Origin of the sequence: Paraburkholderia sp. CNPSo 3274 (assembly GCF_024206475.1) — a bacterium.
In the GTDB taxonomy this organism is placed as follows: Bacteria; Pseudomonadota; Gammaproteobacteria; order Burkholderiales; family Burkholderiaceae; genus Paraburkholderia.
Genome location: NZ_JAMBPR010000055.1, coordinates 17,170 through 39,273 on the forward strand (window position 1 = coordinate 17,170; position 22,104 = coordinate 39,273).

The window sequence follows — 22,104 nt, forward strand, 5'->3', positions numbered from 1 at the left end:
CGCTCGTCGTGCGCGCTCACTTCCCGGCATCGATCCATCTTCTTCCGCAGGTGCGGAAAGGAATCGGCATATGACTACGCGTTATCCCTTGAGCGCGCTGATTCGCAGCGACAACTTCATCGACGGGCAATGGGTACCCGCGGCCTCCGGTACGCGCTTCGCCGTGACCGATCCCGCGACCGGCAAAACGATCGCCGAGGTCGCCGATAGCGATGCGAACGACGCACGCGCCGCCACCGACGCCGCCGCCCGCGCCTTCCCCGCCTGGCGCGACACGCTGCCCACGGAACGCGCCGCCGTGCTGCGCCGCTGGCATGCGCTGATCGTCGCGAACGCCGACGAACTGGGTCAACTGATCTCGCTCGAACAAGGCAAGCCCCTGCACGAGGGACGCGGCGAAGCGATGTATGGCGCGTCCTACGTCGCCTGGTTCGCCGAGGAGGCCACACGCATCTACGGCGATCTCATCCCGCAGCAGCAGCGCGGCAAGCGCATGAGCGCGGTGAAGGAGCCCGTTGGCGTAGTCGCGGCGATCACGCCCTGGAACTTCCCGCTCGCGATGATCGCGCGCAAGATCGCCCCCGCCCTCGCCGCGGGCTGCACGGTGGTCGGCAAGCCCGCCGAGGACACGCCGCTCACCGCGCTCGCACTCGTCATGCTCGCGCACGAGGCAGGTGTGCCGCCCGGCGTGCTGAACCTCATCTGCGCGTCGCGCGAGCGCGGCGTGAGCGCCGTCGCCGACTGGCTCGCGGACGGCCGGGTGCGCAAGATCACCTTCACCGGCTCGACGCCCGTGGGCAAGCACCTCGCGAAGGAATCGGCGGGCACGTTGAAGAAGCTCTCGCTCGAACTGGGCGGCAACGCGCCGTTCATCGTGTTCGACGACGCGGATCTCGACGCCGCGGTCGTTGGCCTCATGGCCGCGAAGTTCCGCAACGGCGGCCAGACCTGCGTGTGCCCCAATCGCGTGTACGTGCAATCGGGCGTGTTCGAGCGCTTCGCCGACAAACTCGCCACGCGCGTGGCCGCTTTGAAAGTCGCGCCCGCTACCGACCCCGCCGCGCAGATCGGCCCGATGATCAACGCGCGTGCGGTCGAGAAGATCACCCGCCACGTGGACGACGCCGTGAGCCGCGGCGCACGCGTGCTCACGGGCGGCAAGCGCCTGAGCGAGCTGGGCGCGAACTGGTACGCGCCCACCGTGCTCGCGGACGCCTCGCCCGACATGCAGCTAAGCTGCGAAGAAACCTTCGGCCCCGTTGTGCCGTTGTTCCGCTTCGACGACGAAGCCGAGGCAATCCGCGCCGCCAACGACACGCCGTATGGTCTCGCCGCCTACTTTTACAGCCAGGACGTGCGCCGCATCGATCGCGTCGCGCGGCAGCTCGAAGCGGGTATCGTCGGCATCAACGAAGGCGCGCTCGCTAGCGAAGCGGCGCCGTTCGGCGGCGTGAAAGAATCGGGCTATGGCCGGGAAGGCTCGAAGTACGGGCTCGACGATTACCTTTCCATCAAATATCTCTGCCAGGGAGGGCTTGCATGAGCACCTATGCGATCGAAGTCGCGTTCCCCGACATCGCCGCGCACGAGCGCAGCGAGACGGGCATCCCCTATGTGCATACGTTCGACTCGGGCGCGCCCGGCCCGCATGTGATGATCAATGCGCTCACGCACGGCAACGAGGTGTGCGGCGCGATCGTCGTCGATGCGCTGCTGCGCGCGCGGCTGCGGCCGCGACGCGGCAAGCTCACGCTCGCGTTCGCGAACGTGGAGGCCTACCGCCGCTTCGACCCCGCGCACCCCGACGCCGCGCGTTTCGTCGATCAGGACTTCAACCGCGTGTGGACCGCGCAGGCGCCAGGCGATCTCACGCGCGAATCGAGCGAACTGCGTCGCGCCCGTGCGATGCGGCCCGTGATCGACGACGTCGATCTGCTGCTCGACCTCCATTCGATGCACGAGAAGTGCATGCCGCTCATCGTCGCGGGGCCGCTCGCCAAGGGCGTCGAACTCTCTGCGCGGCTTGGCGCGCCGGCCACCGTCATTTGCGACGAAGGCCACCCGGAAGGCCGCCGCATGCGCGATTACGAAGGTTTCGGCGACGCGGCGAGCGCGAAAAACGCGCTGTTGATCGAGTGTGGGCAGCATTGGGAAGCGAGTGCCGTGACCGTGGCGCGCGATGTCACAGCGCGCTTTCTGCTGCTCGCGGGTGTCGTGGACGAAGCGGATCTGCCTACGGACTGGCTGCAACCGCTGCCGCCGGAAATGCGCGTCGTGCGCGTGACCGAACCCGTAGTGGCGAAGAGCATGGACTTCCGTTTCGCAGGCGAGTACACGGGCCTCGAAGTGTTCCCCAAGGCCGGCGCCGTGATCGGCTGGTCCAACGGCGAGCCCGTAGTCACGCCCTACGACGACTGCATTCTCGTGATGCCTTCGCTACGCCAGTTGCGCCCGGGCGTCACCGTCGTGCGGCTCGGCAAGATCGAGCAGCGCATCGTTCAGAAGCGCTGAAGCGCCTTCTCGTTTTATTCAGGCTAACGAACGAATGATGAAAGTTCAACAGATCGCGCAAAGCGTCGACGTGCAGGCGGAAGGCACGTGGGAAGTCGACGAAACGATGCGCAAGGCCTACGTCATTCTGTGACGCGCGACGCAGGAAAGAAGGCGCTCAAGCCGCTTCGAGCGCCCTCGCCTGCTGCAGGAAGGTGCTGGGCGTCACGCCGCAAAAGCGCTTGAAATGGCGAGCCAGATGGCTCTGGTCGAAGAAGCCGACCTGCGTCGCGACCACCGCGCCCGGCACGCCCGCCAGCAGCAATAGCTGCGCGCGGCGCACGCGCACTTCGCACAGGTACTTGTATGGCGAAAGGCCGACCTGCTGACGAAACACGGTAGCGAATCGCGAGACGCTGAGCGCCGACACCTCGGCCAACTCCGCGAGGCTCACGGTCTTGTCGAAATTCGCTTCGATATAGTCAAGCGCGTCGCGAAGCGTGGCGATTGGCGCGGCAACGGATGCATTCGCGTGATGCATGATCAAGCCTCGCTGGCAGTCGATGCGTGCGCGCTTACAGCGGATGCCGCGCGCCCGAAGCGCGCAATCGAAAACGATTCGAGCGGTATGTCGGTTGCGCCGGCGTCGAGCAGTTCCGCGAGCGTTTCGCCCACGCCCGGCCCGATCTGGAAGCCCGAGCCGCTGAAGCCGAACGCATAGAAAAGGCCATCCGTTGTCGAACTCGGGCCGATCACCGGCTCCGAATCCGGCAGGTAGCTTTCCACGCCGCTCCACACGCGGATCACATGCAGCGGCGCGAGCGCGGGAACGAGCCGGCGGAACTGCGCGATCTGCTGCACGGTGTTGCCAGGCAGCACGCCGGCGCGGCGCGTTCCTGCGTCGGCGGGCCCTGGGGCGCCCCCGCCCAGCACGAGGTTGCCGCGCGGGATCTGCCGGAAGTACACGCTCTCTTCCTTGATCGACGTATAGACGCCCATCGAATGCATGAAGCGGTAGGGCACGGGCTCGGTCACGGCCATTTGCGGGCCGCGCGCCACGAGCGGCACCGGCTCGCCGAATTGCGCGGACAAGGCACCCGCCCACGCCCCCGCACAGATGAGCAATTGCTCCGCGCGCCACACGGCGCCCGTCGCGCTTTCCACCCGAAAGCCGCCGGCTTCCTTTTCCACGCGCACGATCTCGGTGTTCTCCACGAGATTCGCCCCGAGTCGCGCGGCGGCGCGGCCGAAGGCCGGTGCGGCCAGACGTGGATTGGCATGGCCGTCGCGCGGCGAGATGGAGGCGGCCAGCACCTCGCGGCCAAGGAACGGAAAGCGCTTGAACATCGCTGGGCCTTCGAGCACTTCGAGATCGAGCCCGTAGGCGCGCGCCTGCTCGGCGTAGCGATGAAAGTACTCGGCGTCGTGTGCGTGGTAGCACACGCGCGTGTGCCCCGAAGGCAGAAACTCGACATCCTCGCCGAGCAGCGACTGCGCGCGATACCAGATATCGAGCGCGCGATTGGACATGGCAAGCTGCGAGAGCGCGCGGCCCTGGCGGCGCACGCCGCCGAAGTTCACGCCGCTCGCCTGCTGGCCCGTGAGCCCGCGTTCGATCAAGATCACTGAGCGCTTGCGACGGCTCAGGAAGAACGCCGTGGACGTCCCGATGATGCCGCCTCCAATCACGATCACATCGGCGCGATCCGTCATTCGCTGAACTCCTTTGTGCGGCATGCGCCGTGCTGCGTTTGCGCGGCTGCCGCCACGCCGTCCTGCGCTTCGTCGATGCCATTCCCAGCGGCGCTCAGCGCCATCGTCAGCGGCTTGACCGGCGCCTGCCCGCGCAGCCGGCCCACGGCTTCCAGCGGCACACGCGCCTCGGCTGCGATGACTTCGGCCCCTGCATGCGCGCAGAAGCGGCCCTGGCAGCGCCCCATCCCTACGCGTGAAAACGCCTTCGCGCGATTCGCTTCCGTCGCGCCTGTCTCGCGCACCACGCGGCGCAATTCGCCTGCCGTGATGGCCTCGCAGCGGCACACGACGGTGTCGTCTGGCAGCGTCGCCGCGAAATGCGCGGGCCACGGAAATGCCTGGCGCAAGCCTTGTGCGAAGCGCGTGAAACGTGCGAGTTCGACACGCAGTCTTGCCGCTTCGGCGAGTGCTCCAGTCGATGAACCTGCGCCCGCATCCTGCAATGCCGCCAGCGCGGCGAGACGGCCCGCGCGCTCGGCCGCGTCGGCGCCGCGCACGCGTGCCCCGTCCCCGGCCAGATAAACGCCTGCCACGCTGCTGCGGCCGTCCTGATCGACTTCGGGCAGCCATTGCCGCGCGGCTCGATCGAAATGGAATGCGCAACCCGCGAGATCGGCGATTTGCGTTTCCGGGCGCAAGTGATAGCCCAGCGCTACGGCGTCGCACGCCACGCGCTGCTCGCCGCCGTTCGCGAGTTTCACGCGCACCGCCGTCACGCCGTGCTCGGGCGAGCCCTCAATCGCGAGCGGTGTCACGCCCCGATGCATCGGCACACCCGCGCGGCGCAGCGTGCGCAGTAGCGCCATCCCCTTGCGCAACGTGGCGGGCACTTGCAGCAAATCGGGCAACGCGCGCATGCGCTGGCCAAGGGTGGACGTATCGAGCACCGCGCTCACCGTCGCGCCCGCTTTGACGTACTGCGCGGCGACGAGGTAAAGCAGCGGGCCCGTGCCCATCATGACGGTGCGCGCGCCGATGGCGCAGCCCTGCGACTTCAGCGCGACCTGCGCGCCGCCCAGGCTATAGGCACCCGCCTGATGCCAGCCCGGCACGGGCATGAGCCGGTCGGTCGCGCCGCTGCAGACGATCAGCGCGTCGAAGGCCAGCTCGTGGTAGCGTGCGCCGCACGCGAGATGCACCGACTTCGGCCCGACGTTCCATACGAGCGTGTCGGGCAGGTAATCGATCTGCGAGCGCAGCGCGTCGAAGTCGCGATGCAGCGACGCCGCGCGTTCGGCCTCGGTGCCATAGAGCGTGTCGTAGCTGCGCTTGAAGCCTTCTGGCTGACGTCGATAGATTTGCCCGCCGTCGCGCCGCCCTTCATCCACGACGACGGGACGCAGGCCCGCCGCGACCAGCGTCTGCGCCGCGCGCACGCCCGCCGGTCCCGCGCCGATCACAACAACCTTCAGTTCTGCGCGCGCGGCCATACGCCCTCCCCAAGTACGTTGCGCGTGACGATCGACATGCCAGGCGTCGCGGGCGTCGTGCAGGCACGCAACCGCTCGCCCTGCGCGGTCCACACCCAGCAGTCCTGGCATGCGCCCATCAGGCAGAAGCCGGCGCGGCGCCCTTCATCGAACTCGCAGTCGCGCAGCGCGTCCTGCGCGGCGAGCAGCGCGACCATCAGCGTATCGCCCTCGGCGGCCTGCGCCGTGCGGCCGTCGATCTCGATGTCGAAGGTTGGCCGGCCCGCTTCCGCCACTCTCACGAAACGCGCGCTCATGCGGCCGCCCTCTTGGTGGATTGGGTGGATTGGGCGGATTGGGTCGCTTGTGCGACTTGCGCGGCCTGTGCGGTCTGCAAGCGCGCCAGTTCCGCTGTCGTGTGATGGCAAAGAATCTGCGCGCCGCTCGGCAAGCGCTTCATCGCGGGTGCCGAAACATTGCACGCGCCGTCGATACGCACCGGGCAACGCGCACGGAACGCGCACAGCTCGCGCACCTCGGCCGACGCCCCGAGCGGCGGCAGTGCCGCGCCCGCCACGGCACGCCGTGCGTCGAGCCAACCCGGCTGCAGGGCCGGCACCGAATCGACGAGCAAACCCGTGTACGGGTGATAAGGCGGGGCCTCCAGCACGTCGCGCTGGCCTGCCTCGACGCACTGGCCGCCGTACAGCACGACAACGTCGTCGCAGATCGCGCGCACCGTCGAAATATCGTGGCTGATGAACATGTACGACACGCCCAGCTCGCGCCGCAGTTCGGCGAGCAGGTCGAGAATCGCAGCGCCAACGACGGTATCGAGCGCGGACGTCACCTCGTCGCAAAGAATGAGCGCAGGCTCGGCCGCAAGGGCGCGGGCCAGGTTCACACGCTGTTTCTGGCCGCCCGAAAGACCGCCGGGCTGACGCTTCGCAATCGATGCGGGCAGCTTCACGAGATCCAGCAGTTCGAGCATGCGCTTTTGCGCCCGCGCGCCGCGCAGGCCGTGATAGAAGCACATGGGCCGCGCGAGGATATCGGCAATCGTGCGGCTCGGGTTGAGCGCCGTGTCGGCGTTCTGGAACACGATCTGGATGCGCCGGTACTGGTCGGGCGTGCGCGCCGAAAGCTTGGCGGGCAGCGGCACGCCGTCGAGCAGCACCTCGCCGCGCGCGCGCTCGACCAGCCCGGCCACCACGCGCGCGAGCGTCGTCTTGCCCGAGCCCGATTCGCCGATCACGCCGAGCGCACTGCCGCGCGGGATGCGCAGGCTCACGTCCTCCAGCACGCGCACGGCGGGCACACCGTTCGCATCGACCCGGCCATAGCCAGCGATCAGGCTGCGCACTTCGAGCAGCGGCACCTCGGCGGCAGGCGGGACGGCGGGCGGACCGGGGTCGGGATGGCGGCGCGCGGCCAGCAGCGCGCGCGTGTAGTCGTCGGCGGGTGCGTCGAGCACCTGGAGCGTCGTGCCGTTCTCACGCACCGCGCCGTTGTTCAGGACGACGATACGATCGGCCATCTGCGCAACGACCGCGAGATCGTGCGACACGTACACGGCCGTGGTGCCCAGCTCCCTCACGACCTTGCGGAAGGCCGCAAGCACTTCGATCTGTGTGGTTACGTCGAGCGCTGTGGTGGGCTCGTCGAACACGACCACGGCCGGGTCGGTAATGAGCGCCATCGCCGCCATCAATCGCTGCAACTGGCCGCCCGACACCTGGTGCGGATAGCGCGCGCCAATCGTCTCGGGCGAAGGCAACGCCAACGCACGGAACAGGCTCACCGCCTTCTCGCGCGCCGCCGCGGGCGACATCAGCTTGTGCAGCAGCGCGGGCTCGGTCACCTGATCCATGATCGTGCGCGCCGGATTGAAGCCCGCCGAGGCGCTCTGCGCGACATAAGCCACCGTGCGCGCGCGCAGCGCGCGCCGGCCGCGTTCGTCGAGCGCAAGCACATCCGTGCCGCCGATCTTTACGCTGCCACCTGCAATGGCGCAGCCGTCGCGCGCGTGGCCGAGCAGCGAGAGCGCGATGGTAGTCTTGCCCGACCCCGACTCGCCGATCAGCGCGAGCACTTCGCCCTTCTTCACCGTGAAGTCGACGCCCTTGACAATCTCGACGACCGGATCGGGCGCCGCGCCCGCGACCACACGCAGGCCCGTCACTTCGATCATGTTCATTTTCCGCCTCCATGCGCGCGGCCGCCATGACGCCGCAGGTTGTCGATCAGCAGGTTCACGCCCACGGTCAGCGTCGCGATGGCGACGGCCGGCATCAGCACGGCGGGCGCGCCTTCCGCGAGGCCGCCGATGTTCTCGCGCACGAGCGAGCCCCAGTCCGCGTCCGGCGGCTGCACGCCGAGGCCGAGGAACGAGAGGCCGCTCAGCAGCAGCACGATGAACACGAAGCGCAGGCCGAAGTCGGCGAGCATGGGGTGGATCATGTTCGGCAGCACTTCCACGCGCGCGATATAGAAGAGCCCTTCGCCGCGCGCTCTGGCGACCTGCACGTATTCGAGCGTCATCAGGTTCACGGCCAGCGAGCGCGAGATCCGGAACGCGCCCGGAATATAGGCGAGCGCCGCGACGGTGATGAGCATCGGCACCGAGGAGCCGAACGCCGCGATCACGACGAGCGCGAGCACCTTGCTCGGAATGGAGATCAGCGCGTCGAAAAGTCGGCTCAGCACCTCGTCGATCCAGCGCGGCGCAACCGCCGCAAGCAGTCCGAAGAATGTACCGATACCGCTTGCGAGCAGCGTTGCGGCGAGCGCGAGACCCACGGTGTACTGCGTGCCGTAGAGCACCCGGCTCAGCATGTCGCGGCCAAGGAAATCGGTGCCGAGAAGATGCGCCGCGCTATACGAGCCGAAGATCTCCGTGGAGGTGATCGCACCGCCCTTGTATGGCGCGACGAGCGGCCCGATGAAGGCCACGCCGAGCCAGAACACGACGATCGCAAGGCCGATCAGGCCGAGCACCGAGAGGCGCCCGACGATGCGGCGCAGCGGCGAGCGCGGCGGCGTGGGAACGCCGCTCAGTCCGTCCTTGACGACGTCGGCGGCGGGCCGTTCCCCGCTCTCGCTGGTCGCGTAGAGCACGGTCGCGGCATGGGATGTGGCGGGTCGGTTCATCGTTGACGCAGCCTCGGGTTGGATACGATTTGACACAGGTCCGCGATCAGCACGAGCACCAGATACGCGGCGCAGAACACCATCACGCAGCCCTGCACGAGCGGGAGATCGCGGTTCGTCACGGCGTCGACCATCAGGCTCGCGAGGCCCGGATAGTTGAAGATCGACTCCACGATCACCACGCCGCCAAAGAGATACGAGAGGCTCAGCGCGACGGCATTGGCGATCGGGCCGATCGTGTTCGGCAGCACGTGGCGCAACACGATGCGAACGGGCGACGCACCCTTCAAGCGCGCCATTTCCACATAGGGCGCGTTCAGCTGGTCGAGCACGGCTGCGCGCGTCATGCGCGCCATCTGCGCGACGATCACGCAGCACAGCGTCATAACCGGCATCGCGTAGATGCGCAGGAGCGTGCCGAACGAGTCCACCTCCGAGAGATACGAGAGCGCGGGCAGCCAGCGCAGCTTCACCGCGAAAACCAGCACGGCGATGGTGGCGACCAGAAATTCGGGCACGGCCACGGCGGAGAGCGTGAGCACGTTGAGCGCGCGATCGAGCAGCGAGCCGCGGAATACGGCGGAAAAGATGCCGATGGCCAGCGCCAGCGGCACCGAAACGAGCGTGGTGAGTCCCGCCAGCACGAGCGAATTCGGCAGGCGCGTGGCGATCAGTTCGCTCACCGGCTGGTTGTTCGACACCGACGTGCCGAAGTTGCCGGTCACCGCCTGCAGGAGCCAGTGGACATAGCGCGTGAGCGCGGGCTGGTCGAGGCCGAACTGGTGCCGCAGCGCGGCCACCTGCTCAGGCGTGGCCGCCTGGCCGAGGGCCTGCTGCGCGGCGTCGCCGGGCAAGAGGCCCGTGAGGCCGAACACGATTGCCGAGACGATCAGCAACGTGAGCAGCGCGAGACCGAGACGCGCGGCAATGAGACGTTGCGCGTGAGCTTTCATCGGATGTCGCCTCCCTGAGCATCATGAAACGGGGGATCGGTGGCCGGGCGCACATCCAGACGCACACCGGCCGCAAACATCACACCTCGAACTACGCCTCGAGCCAGACGTTCTCGGCGAACTTGAAGCCCATGAGTCCGGCAATCGGAATCGAACCGAGGCCCTTGAGCTTCGTCGTATGCGCGTCGAGCGAGCTCAGGAACAGCGGAATGCCGATGCCGCCGTCGCTATGCACGAGCACCTGCATGTCGCCGTAGATCTTCTTGCGCTTCGCGTCGTCGGGCTCGCCGCGCGCGGCAAGCAGCAGCTGGTCGAACTTCGGGTCCTTCCAGTTCGCTTCATTCCACGGCGCATCCGACTTGAAGAACTGCGTGAAGATCACGTCGGCGCTCGGGCGCGCGTTGATGTTGCCGAAGGTCAGCGGGTGCTTCATCCAGTGGTTCGACCAGTAGCCGTCGCCGGGCGTGCGCACCACCTGAAGGTTCAGGCCAGCCTGCGGCGCGACCTGCTGCAGCAGCATCGCCATTTCGACGGAGCCGTCCGCCGCCGGGGAGGCATAGATCTGCAGCGGCGTGCTGCCGAGCTTTGCCTTCTGGAAGTAGAACTTCGCCTTCTGCGGATCGAACGTGCGTTCCGGCAGGCCGGCAAAGTAATATTTGTTGGTCGGATCGATCGGCTGGTCGTTGCCGATCGCGCCATAGCCGAGGAACACGGCGCTGCGGATCTGCTCGCGGTCGAACAGGTGCATCATGCCGCGGCGGAAGTCGGCGTTGCCCGTAACGCCGCCTTCATCGCGCATGATGAGGTCGGTGTACTGGCCCGTCTTCGTCTCCTTCACCGCGAAGCCCGGCGTGCCCTTGATGCGCGAGGTCGAGCGCGGGCTCACCTGGTTGATGAGTTGCACGTCGCCCGAGAGCAGCGCGTTCACGCGCGCCGATTCGTCGCCGATGCCGACCAGCTCGATCTCATCCAGATGCGGCAGGCCCGGCTTCCAGTAGCGCTCGTTGCGCACGACGACCGTGCGCACGCCCGGAGAGAACTCCTTGAGCTTGAACGGGCCGGTGCCCACGGCAGTCTTGAAGTCGTTCGTGCCGTCCTTGACCATCATGAAGTGCGAGTCGGCGAGGATCACGGGCAGGTCGGCATTCGCGCCCGAGAGCGTGATCGTCACTTCGTTCGGGCCCGTGGCCTTCACGTCCTGGAACTGGTCGGCGAGCGTCTTGACCTTCGAGCCCGCCGCGGCGTCCTTGTGGCGCATGAGCGAGTACACGACGTCGGCGGGCGCGAGCGCCTTGCCGTCGTGGAACTGCACGCCGCTGCGCAGCTTCACGACCCACACCGTCGCGTCCTTCGTTTCGAGCGACTGCGCGAGCGCCATCTGCGCGCCAAGGTGCGAGTCGTACTCGGTCAGGCCGTTGTACAGCATGTTCGCGCGCACATAGTCGGTGGACACCGACTCCTTCGCGGGATCGAGCGTGTCGGAGGCGGACGACGACTGCGTCGCCACACGGATCTTGCCGCCCTGCTTCGGCTTTTCCTGCGCGAAGGCCGCGCCGCTCGCGGCGAGCAGGCCCGCGCCCGTCATCGACATCATGCCCCCCGCGACCATCGCGCGAAGGAGGTCGCGGCGCGAGGCGCCGCGCTTCGTCAACGCCTCGAGCCGCACGCCCGGGTGAGCGATGTCTTCAAGCGATTTGTCGATGCTCATGAACTTCTCCGCGTCTGATGTGGGGGGCCGCAGCTCGACGTATCGAGGCTGTGTGTTGTGGAAAAGCAGGGTCAGTAAAAAGCGTCTTTGATCTGGTAGTACGCGCCGACGAGCGGCAAAAACCACGGTTTGCCCGTGTGACCCGGAATGGCGGGCCACGCGAAATCGCGCCACGGGTTCGCGGACGGGTTGCCGCTCATCACCTCGGCCATCACCTGGCCCATATGCGTCGACATCTGCGTGCCGTGACCGCTGTAGCCCATCGAGAACCACACGCCTTCGTGCTGGCCCGCGCGCGGCAAGCGGTCCGCGGTGATATCGACGAGCCCGCCCCAGCAGTAATCGATACGCACGCTCGCGAGCGCCGGGAAGAGCTGCGCGAGATTGCGCTGCAGGATGCGGCCGCTCCTGGCGTCGGACGGCTGCTCCGACGCCGTGAAGCGCGCCCGCCCGCCGAACAGTAAGCGCGAGTCCGGCGTCACGCGAAAATAGTTGTGCATGAGGCGGCTCGTCGTGTACGAGCGGCGGTTGGGCAAGAGCCGCGTGAGCTGCGCGGGCGGCAGCGGTTCCGTCACGACGATGAACGAGCCGACCGGCGCAAGACGCCGCCGGTACCACGCGAACGGCCCATGCCGCGAAGGACCCGTGGCGATCAATACCTGTTGCGCGCGCAACGTCCCGCGCGTCGACTCCACGCGATAGCCGCCGCTCTCCTTCGCGATGGACGTCACGGCGGCGTGCTCGTAGAGCCGTGCGCCGCGCCGTACAGCGGCGTTCGCAAGCCCAACCGCAAAGCGGCCCATGTGCATCTGGCCACCGCGCTTTTGAAGCAGTCCGCCATGGAAGCTGTCCGATTCCACCTCACTGCGAATCTGTTCGCGGCCGATGATCTCGACGTCCGGATCGACTTCGCGGCGAATCAGCTCGGCCGTGCGTTCGAGGTGTTCGAAGTGATGGGGCTTCGCCGCGAGCTTGAGCTTGCCCGAGGCGAGGTAGTCGCAGTCGATGTCCTCTTCGCGAATCAACCGCTCGACGGTATCGACGGCCGCCGCGTAAGCGCGGTAGCAACCCTGCGCGCGCTCGATGCCCAATTGCCCGCGCAGCGCCGCATAGTCCTGCGCCACGCCGGTATTGCACTGGCCGCCGTTGCGCCCCGATGCGCCGCCGCTCATGCGGCCCGCGTCCAGCACCGCGACGCTCGCGCCGCGGCGGCCAAACGCGAGCGCCGCGGACAACCCCGTGAAGCCGCCGCCAACCACGACGACGTCCACGCGGCCCTCCACCGGTCCCTCGCTTGCGAGCAGACCGCCAGGGGCGGTATCGAGCCAGTAGGAGTCGAGCTTCATCGGGCGGCCTCGCCTATCGCTGCTCTCACAGACCCAGTTGCGACGCGAGTTCGCCGATCGTCTCGACTTCGTAGTACTCGTAGTACGGCGTGCCCGGCTCGTGGCCGCGCTTCACGAACGCCTTGTGCTTGATGCCCAAGTCGTGCGCCGTCATGATGTCGTAACGCAGGCTCGACGAAACATGCAGCACGTCGCCGGGGTTGCAGTTCAACTGGTCGAACATGTACTCGAAGCCCTGCATGCGCGGCTTGTACGACTGCGCCTGCTGCGCCGTGAACACGCGGTGGAACGGCGCGCCGAGTTTGTCGACGTTGCTCTGGATCTGGTCGTCCGAAGCGTTCGAGAGAATCACGAGCTTGTACTTCTTCGCCAGGCGCGATAGACCTTCCGGCACGTCCGGGTGCGGGCCCCACGTCGGCACGGCGGTATAGAACTTTTCGGCTTCGGACTCGATGAACTCGACGTTCATGCGCTTGCAGGCGCGGCGCACCGAATTGACGAGCACGTCGCGGTACGGCTTCCATGCGCCGAGCACCTCGTCGAGGCGATAGCCCGCGAAGAACGTGACGAACTTCTCGAGATCGGCGCCCTTGAGGCGGTCGCCGTACAGCTCGCGCGCCATGTCGGCCATGCGGAACTTCGTGAGCGTGCCGTAGCAGTCGAACGTGATGTACTTCGGCTCGAAATCGATCATGATGGCAGTCCTTTCGTGTGATGAACCCGCTCCGGGGCTCAGTGGCGAAAACAGGGGGAAGTGCGTCCCTGTGGAAAATTTAAACAGCGCAAAATTTGGGGTTGGCGTCGAATCGTGGGGCATTCACGGTATAAATCACGCGTTTGCAGGGGCCGCAGCAGCAGATTCTGCGGTGGCGCCATCGAGCGCGTGATAGCCGCATGACCGTGCGTTTTCCAGGGTGATTTGTCCGCATTACCGTCAGCATTCCGTTAGGTCCGCGTATCGATCAGCACGCTCTTGAAACGCAGGTGCGCTTCGTAACCCTGGCGCCCGAGATCCTTGCCCAGACCTGAGCGTTTGTACCCGCCCGTCGGAATCATGAAGTCGTTGCTGCGTCCGTAGCGGTTGACCCACACGGTGCCCGCTTCCAGCGCGCGCACGAGCCGCAGCGCCCGGCCGATGTCCGCGGTGTGCACGCCGGCGGCGAGGCCGTATTCGGGATGCGAGGCGAGCGCGAGCGCTTCCTCCTCTGTGTCGAAGGTCTGCACCGTGAGCACCGGGCCGAAGATCTCGGCGCGCACCGCCTCGGTTTGCGGCGTCACGCCGGTGAGGATGGTGGGCAGGTAGAACGCGCCGGGCACAGGCGCGTCCGCCCGGCGGCCGCCGCAGTACAGCGTTGCGCCTTCGGCCACGCTGCGCTCGACAATGGCTTCGATGCGCGCGGCCTGGGTTTCCGAAATGATGGGTGGCAGCGTCGTGCCCGAAGCCCACGTCGCGCCGGCGCGCAGCGAAGCGAACGCCTGCTCGATGCGTGAAACGAGTTCCTCCGCAACGGCGCGCTCGACCAGCAGCCGCGAACCGGCCACGCACACCTGCCCAGCGTTCACCGCAATCGCGCCCGCAATGCGATGCGCGACCTCGTCGAGTTTCGGCGCGTCCGCGAACACGAGGTGCGGGCTCTTGCCGCCCAGCTCCAGCGTGACCGGCTTCGTGCCGCTTTGCGCGCACGCCGCCATGATCGCAGCGCCCGCGCGTGTCGATCCCGTGAACGTGACTTTCGCGACGTCCGGGTGGCGCACGAGTGCGTCGCCGGTCGTCATGCCGTCGCCTTGCACCACGTTGAAGATGCCCGGCGGAATGCCCGCCTCGATTGCGAGTTCGGCCAGACGCAGCACGGAGAACGGCGTCATTTCCGAAGGCTTGAGCACCACGGCATTGCCCGCGGCGAGCGCCGGACCGATCTTCCACGATGCCATCACGAGCGGAAAATTCCACGGCGCGATCGCGCCAACCACACCATAAGGCTCGGCGATCGTCATGCCCAGATGGTCGTGATCGGTGGCCACGACCTCGCCGCCGATCTTGTCGGCGAACTCGGCATAGAAGCGGATGCCTTCCGCCGTGAACGGCAGGTCCCACGCGCACACGTCGCGCACCGGGCGCGTCGAGCCGAGCGCTTCGAGCGGCGCGAGCGTGGCGGTGTCGGCGGCGATCAGGTCCGCGAAGCGGCGCAGAATGCGGGCACGCTCGCGCGGCGCCATGCGTGGCCAGCCGCTCTCGCGAAACGCTCGCTTCGCGTGATCGACGGCGCGGTCCACAAGTTGCGCATCGCCAAGCGGCACCGAGGCAAAGACAACGCCGTCCGATGGCCGCGCGACCCCGATGCGCGCCGCGCCGTCAGCGACCCATTCTCCGCCAATAAAATGGCCGGCTTTTTCAGCCACTGCAGCAGCCACTGCGGCGGGATCGAACTGGTCCATGGCTGGGTTCCCTCGACTTGGTCTCGATGGGAAATATCGTAGATCCACTGCCACCGCATATTTCGCCGACAAAAAAGCGCAATCAGCAGAATCGACGCGTTATTGACCGTCCAACCCCGCGTTTTGCATTGCATCACGGGCGCAGGCCCGGCGCGCGCCCAAACAGGAAGATCGTCCTAGTCAGCCACGGCTGCCAATGCGATAGTCACGGTACGCGTATACAGAATCCGGAGGCCGGCGTGTCCGACCCAAACCTGAGCAGCGTCATTACCTACCGCGCCTTTACTGCCGACGATCTGGCCGCCGCGCACGCGTTGTCGACAGCAGTGCGCTGGCGGCACCGCCCCGAAGACTGGCGGTTCGCCGCCCGCATCGGCGAAGGCATCGTGGCCGTGGACGAAAGCGGCTCGCTCGTCGGCACGGCTTTCTCCTGGCTGTTCGGTCCCAACGCAGCGACACTCGGCATGCTGATCGTCAAGCCCAGTCATCAGCGCCGCGGCATTGGCCGGGCCATGATCGAACACTGGATGCAGGCGCTCGCCTCGCGCACGCTACTGCTCCATGCAAGCGACACGGGCTGGCCGCTTGTCGAGCGGCTCGGCTTTACGCGCATCGGCCGCATTCACCAGCACCAGGGCGCGGCGTTCCAGCCGCCGCTCGTCTCGCTGCCCGCAGGCGAGCGGCTGCGCCCGATCGGCGCGAGCGACCGGCCCCGCCTCATCGAGCTGGCTACGCGCGCAAGTGGCCTCGACCGCTCGGACATGCTGCCGAAACTGCTCGATCAAGCGAGCGGCATCGCGCTCGACCGCGACGGCGACCTGATCGGCTTCGCGCTCTTTCGCCGCTTTGGCGACGGGCACGTGATCGGCCCCGTCATCGCCCCGGATTCCCCCGATGCATGCCGCGCCAAGGCGCTGATCAGCCATTGGCTCGCCTCCAACGCGGGCATGTTCGTGCGCATCGATACGCCCGTCGATCTTGGCCTCTCCGACTGGCTCGAAGGCGTGGGGCTGCCGCTCGTCGATCACATCGAGAAGACCGAACGCGGCGCGCCTTTGCGCGTCGATGCCCAGTTCAAGCAGTTTGCAATCACGAGCCAGGCGGTGTGGTGAGCGCGGTTGATTGGCAAGTATCCGGCCTCATACTGCCGCGCGGCGGCGCCACACGGTACGACCCTCGAAACCGCTGAGCAGGACTGGCCCAGCGTGAAGGACACCTCCTGGCCGACGGCGCGCTACCACCCGCGCTGCGATCGGACTACCATTATTGAGTTCTCGTCTCGAGGGTGACGGCTATGGCTACCTATGGTGTCGACGGTGTACGCATCAGTTCCTCAACGGACCGGGTAACACACGTGCGCTGGGCGCAAATCGACCCCCAGACGCACGATTGGCTCTCGACACCCACCATCTCCGAGGTGGGGGCCGTCACAAACGACATCCGCTTGGGCGCAGTGGTTTATTCGGTATTTACGCTGGGCGGCATGAGATTTCTTGGCCCGAAGATCAAGCCGGTCCCGCATCCCAATGGGATCGATGGCATCGATCTGGAAGTGCCGGACGGTAACGTCGAAAAATCCATCGACGATCTACCGCGCATCTAGCGCTTCGTCGATTGTTCTGCCGACTACCGAAAAGAAAAGCGCGATGCGCCCGGATGGGCGCGCATCTGCCGCTTGTCGACAACGCTGACTCGGCGAATCACATAGTTCGGAATACAGAACATTTGACCCGCCAATCGACGCGCAAACACTGCCGTCAGTTGTAGCCCAGTATCGCCGACGTAGCGACGTCTGCGCGGTCACTCGGGTTGCCAACCAGTACGACGGTAGGCTCGTGCAATAACGCACGATACGGATGCAGGTAAGGTTCGCTCGCCGAATCAGCGTCGTCCTGCTCGCTCTCCACGGGGTAGCTATGCTCACGGTAGTCCATGATCGTCTCCTGATGTAGGGTCTACTGTTTCGACCAGTAGGGTTCCCTGCACACCGATTGAGCAAGTTTGGTGCCGTAGCCGCAATTGCTGCCGCTCATCTCAAGCCATCGCACGGATCCATGCGGCCGCACGCCTTGTCCCCAAATCGCCGCACGGATTCGGCCTTACATGACTATTGCGAAGTCGTCAGCTTCAGGTTCGGGCGCAAGTCGTGCGTAACCGCTTCACGTTGCCCTTTGCGGTGGTCCGACACCTGTTCGATGCCTGCCTGCAGCACTTCCTCGCAAAACGCAATTCGCGTGCGGTAATACTCAGCCTGCAATTGCGCATCGAGAACCCGCTGTTCGGCCTGGAAGAGTGCCATGCGCAATTCACCCAGCGCGCGTTGAGCCTGCTTCTCCGGCGTTGCGGCATTGTGGGCAATCAAGTTTGAAAGCCAATGCAACATGGATAAGCCCCCCTGTCTTCGATTTCACGATCGCACGCGTCAAGTTTGTTAACCGCCCGAACTGTCGCTGGGAAAAGACTATCAGAGGCGAAGAAAAGCAGTGTGTGCCCAAACGAACGTGTTGTATAAACGATGCAAAAGGTCCTATCCATGACACGCTTTCGTCGCACGCATTCGTCGCACGCATTCGTCACAAATAGGGAGCGATACATGTCCGTGGTGTCGGATCAGCCGATTGAGATGGGGCGCAACCGTGACTATCCACAAGCTGAGGGTTCGCACACTCGCATTCTGCGTAGCGTTCGCTTTACTGGGCCCCGGCGCGTGTTTGGCAGACCCGGTGAAAGTCATGATGTCGGGCTGGTTTGCGCCAGCGTATCGCGACCTGGGCCCGCAATTCGAGGACGAGAGCGGCAATACACTCGCCACTGTCTGGGGGGCCGCTGCGGGCACGGCCCTGAATGCGATTCCCGTGCGGTTTGCGCGTGGCGAGTGGACCGACGTGCTGATCGTGGTCAGCTATGCGCTCGACGATCAGATTCGCGCCGGCAACGTGGTGCCCGGCAGCAAGGTGGACTTCGCACGCTCGCCAATCGGCATGGTGGTGCGCGAGGGTGCGCCGAAACCGGACATCAGCACTGTCGACGCTTTGCGCCGCACGCTGCTTGCTGCGAAGTCGATTGTCTATCCGGAAAGCGCGAGTGGAATCTATATCGCCAACGAGCTGTTTTCGCGTCTGGGCATTGACGGCCGTGTGAAAAGCAAGAGCCGCATGGTTTCTGCCGAGCGGGTCGCCACTGTCGTCGCGAACGGCGACGCGGAAATCGGCTTGCAGCAGGTCGTGGAACTGCTGCCGGTGAAAGGGATAACGGTGGTCGGCAGTTTGCCTGCGGAAGTGCAACGTTACACGGTGTACTCCGGGGGCATCGCGACCACAGCGAGAAATCCTGCCGGCGCGGAGGCGCTGATCCGCTTTCTGTCCTCGCCGGATGCGGCGCCCGCGATCACGCGCAGCGGGCTCGAACCGATCACGGCGCCGCAACCGCCGCCGCTGCCGCCGCCGCCGCCGCAACTTGTGCCACAACAGTCGCAACCGCAACCGCAACCGAATTGAGCGAAGCAGCAGCGCTGCCGATAAGCCATCACCGAAAGATGGACTTCAACTCGCCGCCATCCCTTTTTCGGCCAGCTCCTTTTTCGCGCTTTCGTTCTTGGTCAGGTGCGTCAGGCCCATGCCGCGCAGAACGTTCGGCGCCTTCGTGTACTGGATATTGTCATAGCCCACGATCTCGATGCGATTGCCCCAGGGATCGCGAAAATCCAGAAACGGACCGTCGAGCGGCTTGACTCCCGCCGCCTTGAGCGCGGCGCGCGCCGCCTCCTTGTCGTCGACAACGAGGCCGACATGCCGGCCGTCATCGGCGGGCTGTTTGCGTCCCGCCTGCAACGCGATGAATTGATCGCCAAGATCGATGAAGGCCATCGTCTTGCTCTTGCCACGCAATTGAAAGTCGAAGATGCGGCCATAGAAAGCCAGCGCTTCCTCGATATCGCCAACTTCGAGCGCAACGTGGTTGAAGCCGATGGCGCGCGGCTTGGTGGTTGTGGTGTCAACCATTTCACCTCCTTCTGCAATCCGTGCATAGCGGTCACAAACTCGCCCGGAACTGACTTCCCGGTGAGACATCTCTAGTATGGGGTTGGAAGTCGTCTGACACTAGCCGGTCAAACAGGATTTGTTTGAGTCATTATCTGGAAAAATATCGTACCCGATCCAGCGCGCGTGCCGGGCGTAACCTATGATGGTTCGTGCGGAACGAGTCGGCAAACCGTGAGGGCACCATGGACAGGACAGAGCGGACCATCAAGTGGCGCAGTTTGCCAAATGTAAGCAACGGCGCGAGCGAGCCGCGCAATCCACTGCCTGCGGTCTGCGACGTTTCGGTTACGAACGTTTGCAACGCCGCATGCGACTTCTGCGGCTTTTCGCGTGAGAAGAAACTGGCCGGCCCGCGCCGGTATATCGATCCTGATGCGTTCGCGCGTGCGATGCCGATGCTTCGCAAACGCAGGATTCGCTACATGACGCTGCAGGGCGGCGAGCCTCTGGTTCACCCGCAAATCGAATCGCTCGTAGACTCGGCCACGAAAGCCGGCATCCAGTGCGGCCTGATCACGAACGGCTGGTTCCTCCCCCGCCACATCAAGCAACTGGCCGCCGCCGGCCTCCAGCGTCTCCTGATTTCGATCGATAGCGCAGACATGAGCGAGCACGAGCGCAATCGCGGCCTGCCCGGCCTTGCGGCCCGCATCCGCGAGGGCATCGTTCAGGCGCACGCCTTCGGCATTCCGGTCTGCGCAACGGTTACGGTGAGCCATCTGGTCCGTTACGCATCGCTTCCCGAAACACTGAACCGGCTTGGCTTCGATTCCGTGGTGTTTTCCTATCCAAGGCGCGAGGCATTCGGTTCCACATCGCTTGTGTATGACGAAAATTCGACGCTGGTCGACCTCAGCCGTGACGAACTACTCGAAGCATTGAGTGCAATCGAGCGCCTCAAGAAGCGCTTTCGTGTAATGGACCCGGGCGCTGCACTGGACGAGGTCGCGCGGTTCGTGCGCGGCGAACAGCAACTCATTCCGTGTATCGCTGGCAGCAAGTATTTTTATATCGACTGGAACCTCGATGTCTGGCGTTGCGAACCGTGGCATGAGCCCATGGGCTCCGTCTTCGACCTCGACCGCCTGCCCGATCAACGGGAACCGTGCAACGCCTGCATGATGGGATGCTACCGGCATGCCAGCGTCCTGATGCACGGTGCAAAGGCCGTCACTGACTCGGTCTATGCGCTGGGCAGAGGCGAACTTCGCTCTGCGGTCGGCTTGTTGTTCCAGCGCGGCGTTGCGTATTCGCTGTGGGCACTTGCCACGGAAGAATTGCCTCGAACGGCGCTTGCCGCATTAGCAGGACGGACCGGCGGCCGGCGTTCGTCGCCGCAAAGCACATGAATCGAGGCTATCAGGCGAACGACGATCCGGCGCTGAAATTCGCGATCTACGCGCCGGTCAGCGCGGACGCCTGAGCCTGCAACGGCTAGCGCTCAATCGCTCAACGCAGATAGCCGCTCGACAATCTCATCGAATGAAGGCCGCGTCTCGACTTGCTCGCACAAACACTCTGCGATCAGCGCATCGAACCCAGCGGCGCGATCATGGGCCTCTCCGGCCAGACGTTGCGCGAGTTCTTCCAGCAGGCAGCCGAACGCGCGCACCTCGATGCGCTCGAGCGTCTGCGCCTGTGCGCGATCGTCGATATCGTGAAAGGACGCCGCGCCGAAGTCGCCGAGCAATACATGCCCTGAGCCGTCGTGCAGGATGTTGTGCGCATAGAGATCGCCGTGCATGATCCCGCGCCCGTGCAGATGCCGCGCCGCCGATGCGATCCCGCGTGCGATATGCAACGCAACCGGCCGGTCGAACCGTACATCGGCCGCATAAACGTCACGCGTACACGAGTCGAGGCTCGGAGGCCCGGCGAGATTGGCGAACGACGGATGGATCAGCTCCATCACGAGGCCATGCTCGCCCAGCGGATGACCCGTGGCCTTGCCGAGCACCGGGATGAGGTTCGGGTGCGGGCCGGCTTGCAGACACGCGGCCATTTCGAGCTCCGGCAAACCGTCGCTCGTCACCGCGCCCTTGAACAGCTTGACGGCGACCGCCGTCACCGGATGCCCGTCGCGCAGGAGACGCGTCGCGCGATGCGTCACGCCCGATGCGCCCTCGCCGAGCGTTTGTCCAAGCGCGAGCGTATGCCAGTCGATATCGGGCACCGGCGCATCGGCCAGCGCCATCTGCTCGCGCGCGACGTTCAGGGGATTGCCGGCGTAGGCGAGCCACGCGAGCCGCGGCAAGCGCAACAGCCAGTCGGGCAAGGCGTCGAGCCGGTTCGCCGAAATCCGCAGCAGTTCGAGCCGGCTACAAGCGGCCATCGTCTCGGGCAACGAGCGCAGCCGATTGCCGGCGAGCATCAGCTTCTGCAGATTCGGACGCTCGCCGATTTCGGGCGGCAGCACGTCGACGTCGTTATCGGTCAGGATCAGCCAGCGCAATTGCGCTGGCAGCGCGCGCCCCGAAACGTGGCGGATGCGGTTCGCCTTGAAGCCGACCATGCTCAGCGATTCGCAGTCGCCGAGTACGGGCGGCAACCCGGTGAACCGGTTATTCGAGGCGAACAGAATGCGCAGGTGGCGCAGCCTCGCCAGGTCGTCCGGCAGCGACGTGAGCGCATTGCCCGAGAGGTCGAGCACCTCCAGGGTGTCGGCAAGGTCGAAGACCTCGCGCGGAAATTCGGTCAACCCGCAGGCGAGCTTGAGCTGTCGTGCGCCGGCGAGTCGCCCGTCACGCAGTTGTTCGAGGGTAGCGGTCTTCACGCGTGAATGAAATCAAATAATGGCAAGGAAGTCGCAAGCGC

21 protein-coding genes are annotated in these 22,104 nt (G+C 65.7%); 6 read left to right on the forward strand and 15 right to left on the reverse strand.

Annotated elements, in window-relative coordinates:
- Positions 1 to 70 precede the first annotated feature (70 nt).
- Together M3I54_RS30405 and M3I54_RS30410 are read left to right on the forward strand one after the other, a co-directional pair.
- Positions 71 to 1,543, forward strand: coding sequence for an NAD-dependent succinate-semialdehyde dehydrogenase (locus M3I54_RS30405; protein ID WP_254342607.1), 1,473 nt, complete (start codon positions 71 to 73; stop codon positions 1,541 to 1,543).
- Positions 1,540 to 2,511: a succinylglutamate desuccinylase/aspartoacylase family protein gene (locus M3I54_RS30410; RefSeq protein ID WP_254342609.1), complete on the forward strand. Its 972-nt coding sequence runs from the start codon at positions 1,540 to 1,542 to the stop codon at positions 2,509 to 2,511. The genes M3I54_RS30405 and M3I54_RS30410 overlap by 4 nt, the downstream gene beginning before the upstream one ends.
- Positions 2,512 to 2,668: 157 nt before the next feature.
- Here M3I54_RS30410 and M3I54_RS30415 read toward each other — a convergent pair whose 3' ends face one another.
- The 11 genes from M3I54_RS30415 to M3I54_RS30465 form a co-directional block, all read right to left on the reverse strand.
- A complete protein-coding gene (locus tag M3I54_RS30415; RefSeq protein WP_254342611.1) occupies positions 2,669 to 3,031 on the reverse strand; it encodes a helix-turn-helix domain-containing protein in 363 nt (120 codons plus the stop codon).
- Positions 3,032 to 3,033: 2 nt separating this feature from the next.
- Entirely contained in the window at positions 3,034 to 4,203 is a 1,170-nt protein-coding gene (locus M3I54_RS30420) for an FAD-binding oxidoreductase (protein WP_254342613.1), read from the reverse strand.
- Positions 4,200 to 5,675: an NAD(P)/FAD-dependent oxidoreductase gene (locus M3I54_RS30425; protein ID WP_254342615.1), complete on the reverse strand. Its 1,476-nt coding sequence runs from the start codon at positions 5,673 to 5,675 to the stop codon at positions 4,200 to 4,202. The genes M3I54_RS30420 and M3I54_RS30425 overlap by 4 nt, the downstream gene beginning before the upstream one ends.
- Complete coding sequence (locus M3I54_RS30430; RefSeq protein WP_254342617.1) at positions 5,654 to 5,971, reverse strand: (2Fe-2S)-binding protein; 318 nt, start codon at positions 5,969 to 5,971, stop codon at positions 5,654 to 5,656. Before M3I54_RS30430 ends, M3I54_RS30425 begins: the two co-directional genes overlap by 22 nt.
- Positions 5,968 to 7,851 (reverse strand): ABC transporter ATP-binding protein, encoded by a 1,884-nt coding sequence (locus M3I54_RS30435; RefSeq protein ID WP_254342619.1) that lies wholly within the window; start codon positions 7,849 to 7,851, stop codon positions 5,968 to 5,970. Before M3I54_RS30435 ends, M3I54_RS30430 begins: the two co-directional genes overlap by 4 nt.
- On the reverse strand, positions 7,848 to 8,804 hold the full coding sequence (locus M3I54_RS30440; protein WP_254342621.1) for an ABC transporter permease: 957 nt from the start codon (positions 8,802 to 8,804) through the stop codon (positions 7,848 to 7,850). Before M3I54_RS30440 ends, M3I54_RS30435 begins: the two co-directional genes overlap by 4 nt.
- A complete protein-coding gene (locus tag M3I54_RS30445; RefSeq protein ID WP_254342623.1) occupies positions 8,801 to 9,757 on the reverse strand; it encodes an ABC transporter permease in 957 nt (318 codons plus the stop codon). Before M3I54_RS30445 ends, M3I54_RS30440 begins: the two co-directional genes overlap by 4 nt.
- Before the next feature lie 91 nt (positions 9,758 to 9,848).
- On the reverse strand, positions 9,849 to 11,465 hold the full coding sequence (locus tag M3I54_RS30450) for an ABC transporter substrate-binding protein (protein ID WP_254342624.1): 1,617 nt from the start codon (positions 11,463 to 11,465) through the stop codon (positions 9,849 to 9,851).
- A gap of 71 nt (positions 11,466 to 11,536) precedes the next feature.
- Entirely contained in the window at positions 11,537 to 12,811 is a 1,275-nt protein-coding gene (locus M3I54_RS30455; protein ID WP_254342626.1) for an FAD-binding oxidoreductase, read from the reverse strand.
- 25 nt (positions 12,812 to 12,836) lie between these two features.
- A complete protein-coding gene (locus M3I54_RS30460; protein WP_254342628.1) occupies positions 12,837 to 13,505 on the reverse strand; it encodes a haloacid dehalogenase type II in 669 nt (222 codons plus the stop codon).
- 251 nt (positions 13,506 to 13,756) lie between these two features.
- On the reverse strand, positions 13,757 to 15,247 hold the full coding sequence (locus M3I54_RS30465) for an aldehyde dehydrogenase (RefSeq protein WP_254342630.1): 1,491 nt from the start codon (positions 15,245 to 15,247) through the stop codon (positions 13,757 to 13,759).
- Between the two features lie 239 nt (positions 15,248 to 15,486).
- Between M3I54_RS30465 and M3I54_RS30470 the strand changes: the two genes are divergently transcribed.
- Together M3I54_RS30470 and M3I54_RS30475 are read left to right on the forward strand one after the other, a co-directional pair.
- Positions 15,487 to 16,359, forward strand: a complete 873-nt coding sequence (locus M3I54_RS30470; RefSeq protein WP_254342632.1) for a GNAT family N-acetyltransferase — start codon at positions 15,487 to 15,489, stop codon at positions 16,357 to 16,359.
- Between the two features lie 182 nt (positions 16,360 to 16,541).
- Positions 16,542 to 16,850, forward strand: a complete 309-nt coding sequence (locus M3I54_RS30475; protein WP_254342634.1) for a hypothetical protein — start codon at positions 16,542 to 16,544, stop codon at positions 16,848 to 16,850.
- A 154-nt stretch (positions 16,851 to 17,004) separates the two neighbouring features.
- On the opposite strand, the gene M3I54_RS30480 is transcribed toward M3I54_RS30475, so the two are convergent.
- Positions 17,005 to 17,181, reverse strand: coding sequence for a hypothetical protein (locus M3I54_RS30480; protein WP_254342636.1), 177 nt, complete (start codon positions 17,179 to 17,181; stop codon positions 17,005 to 17,007).
- Positions 17,182 to 17,354: 173 nt separating this feature from the next.
- Complete coding sequence (locus M3I54_RS30485; protein ID WP_254342638.1) at positions 17,355 to 17,609, reverse strand: hypothetical protein; 255 nt, start codon at positions 17,607 to 17,609, stop codon at positions 17,355 to 17,357.
- 370 nt (positions 17,610 to 17,979) lie between these two features.
- Between M3I54_RS30485 and M3I54_RS30490 the strand changes: the two genes are divergently transcribed.
- Positions 17,980 to 18,744, forward strand: coding sequence for a substrate-binding domain-containing protein (locus M3I54_RS30490; RefSeq protein WP_254342695.1), 765 nt, complete (start codon positions 17,980 to 17,982; stop codon positions 18,742 to 18,744).
- A 45-nt stretch (positions 18,745 to 18,789) separates the two neighbouring features.
- On the opposite strand, the gene M3I54_RS30495 is transcribed toward M3I54_RS30490, so the two are convergent.
- The gene (locus M3I54_RS30495; protein ID WP_254342641.1) at positions 18,790 to 19,248 is read right to left on the reverse strand and encodes a VOC family protein; all 459 of its coding nucleotides are present in this window, start codon (positions 19,246 to 19,248) and stop codon (positions 18,790 to 18,792) included.
- A 224-nt stretch (positions 19,249 to 19,472) separates the two neighbouring features.
- Between M3I54_RS30495 and M3I54_RS30500 the strand changes: the two genes are divergently transcribed.
- A complete protein-coding gene (locus M3I54_RS30500; RefSeq protein ID WP_254342643.1) occupies positions 19,473 to 20,639 on the forward strand; it encodes a radical SAM protein in 1,167 nt (388 codons plus the stop codon).
- Between the two features lie 92 nt (positions 20,640 to 20,731).
- Here the strand turns inward: M3I54_RS30500 and M3I54_RS30505 are convergent, their stop codons facing one another.
- Positions 20,732 to 22,063, reverse strand: coding sequence for a protein kinase (locus M3I54_RS30505; RefSeq protein ID WP_254342645.1), 1,332 nt, complete (start codon positions 22,061 to 22,063; stop codon positions 20,732 to 20,734).
- Between the last annotated feature and the right edge of the window lie 41 nt (positions 22,064 to 22,104).

Coding starts and splice junctions, on each gene's coding strand:
- M3I54_RS30420 (WP_254342613.1), bottom strand. CDS start 4,203: ATGACGGATCGCGCCGATGTGATCGTGATTGGAGGCGGCATCATCGGG.
- M3I54_RS30490 (WP_254342695.1), top strand. CDS start 17,980: ATGATGTCGGGCTGGTTTGCGCCAGCGTATCGCGACCTGGGCCCGCAA.
- M3I54_RS30495 (WP_254342641.1), bottom strand. CDS start 19,248: ATGGTTGACACCACAACCACCAAGCCGCGCGCCATCGGCTTCAACCAC.
- M3I54_RS30430 (WP_254342617.1), bottom strand. CDS start 5,971: ATGAGCGCGCGTTTCGTGAGAGTGGCGGAAGCGGGCCGGCCAACCTTC.
- M3I54_RS30425 (WP_254342615.1), bottom strand. CDS start 5,675: ATGGCCGCGCGCGCAGAACTGAAGGTTGTTGTGATCGGCGCGGGACCG.
- M3I54_RS30465 (WP_254342630.1), bottom strand. CDS start 15,247: ATGGACCAGTTCGATCCCGCCGCAGTGGCTGCTGCAGTGGCTGAAAAA.
- M3I54_RS30445 (WP_254342623.1), bottom strand. CDS start 9,757: ATGAAAGCTCACGCGCAACGTCTCATTGCCGCGCGTCTCGGTCTCGCG.
- M3I54_RS30460 (WP_254342628.1), bottom strand. CDS start 13,505: ATGATCGATTTCGAGCCGAAGTACATCACGTTCGACTGCTACGGCACG.
- M3I54_RS30435 (WP_254342619.1), bottom strand. CDS start 7,851: ATGAACATGATCGAAGTGACGGGCCTGCGTGTGGTCGCGGGCGCGGCG.
- M3I54_RS30415 (WP_254342611.1), bottom strand. CDS start 3,031: ATGCATCACGCGAATGCATCCGTTGCCGCGCCAATCGCCACGCTTCGC.
- M3I54_RS30480 (WP_254342636.1), bottom strand. CDS start 17,181: ATGGACTACCGTGAGCATAGCTACCCCGTGGAGAGCGAGCAGGACGAC.
- M3I54_RS30405 (WP_254342607.1), top strand. CDS start 71: ATGACTACGCGTTATCCCTTGAGCGCGCTGATTCGCAGCGACAACTTC.
- M3I54_RS30450 (WP_254342624.1), bottom strand. CDS start 11,465: ATGAGCATCGACAAATCGCTTGAAGACATCGCTCACCCGGGCGTGCGG.
- M3I54_RS30440 (WP_254342621.1), bottom strand. CDS start 8,804: ATGAACCGACCCGCCACATCCCATGCCGCGACCGTGCTCTACGCGACC.
- M3I54_RS30410 (WP_254342609.1), top strand. CDS start 1,540: ATGAGCACCTATGCGATCGAAGTCGCGTTCCCCGACATCGCCGCGCAC.
- M3I54_RS30475 (WP_254342634.1), top strand. CDS start 16,542: ATGGCTACCTATGGTGTCGACGGTGTACGCATCAGTTCCTCAACGGAC.
- M3I54_RS30500 (WP_254342643.1), top strand. CDS start 19,473: ATGGACAGGACAGAGCGGACCATCAAGTGGCGCAGTTTGCCAAATGTA.
- M3I54_RS30455 (WP_254342626.1), bottom strand. CDS start 12,811: ATGAAGCTCGACTCCTACTGGCTCGATACCGCCCCTGGCGGTCTGCTC.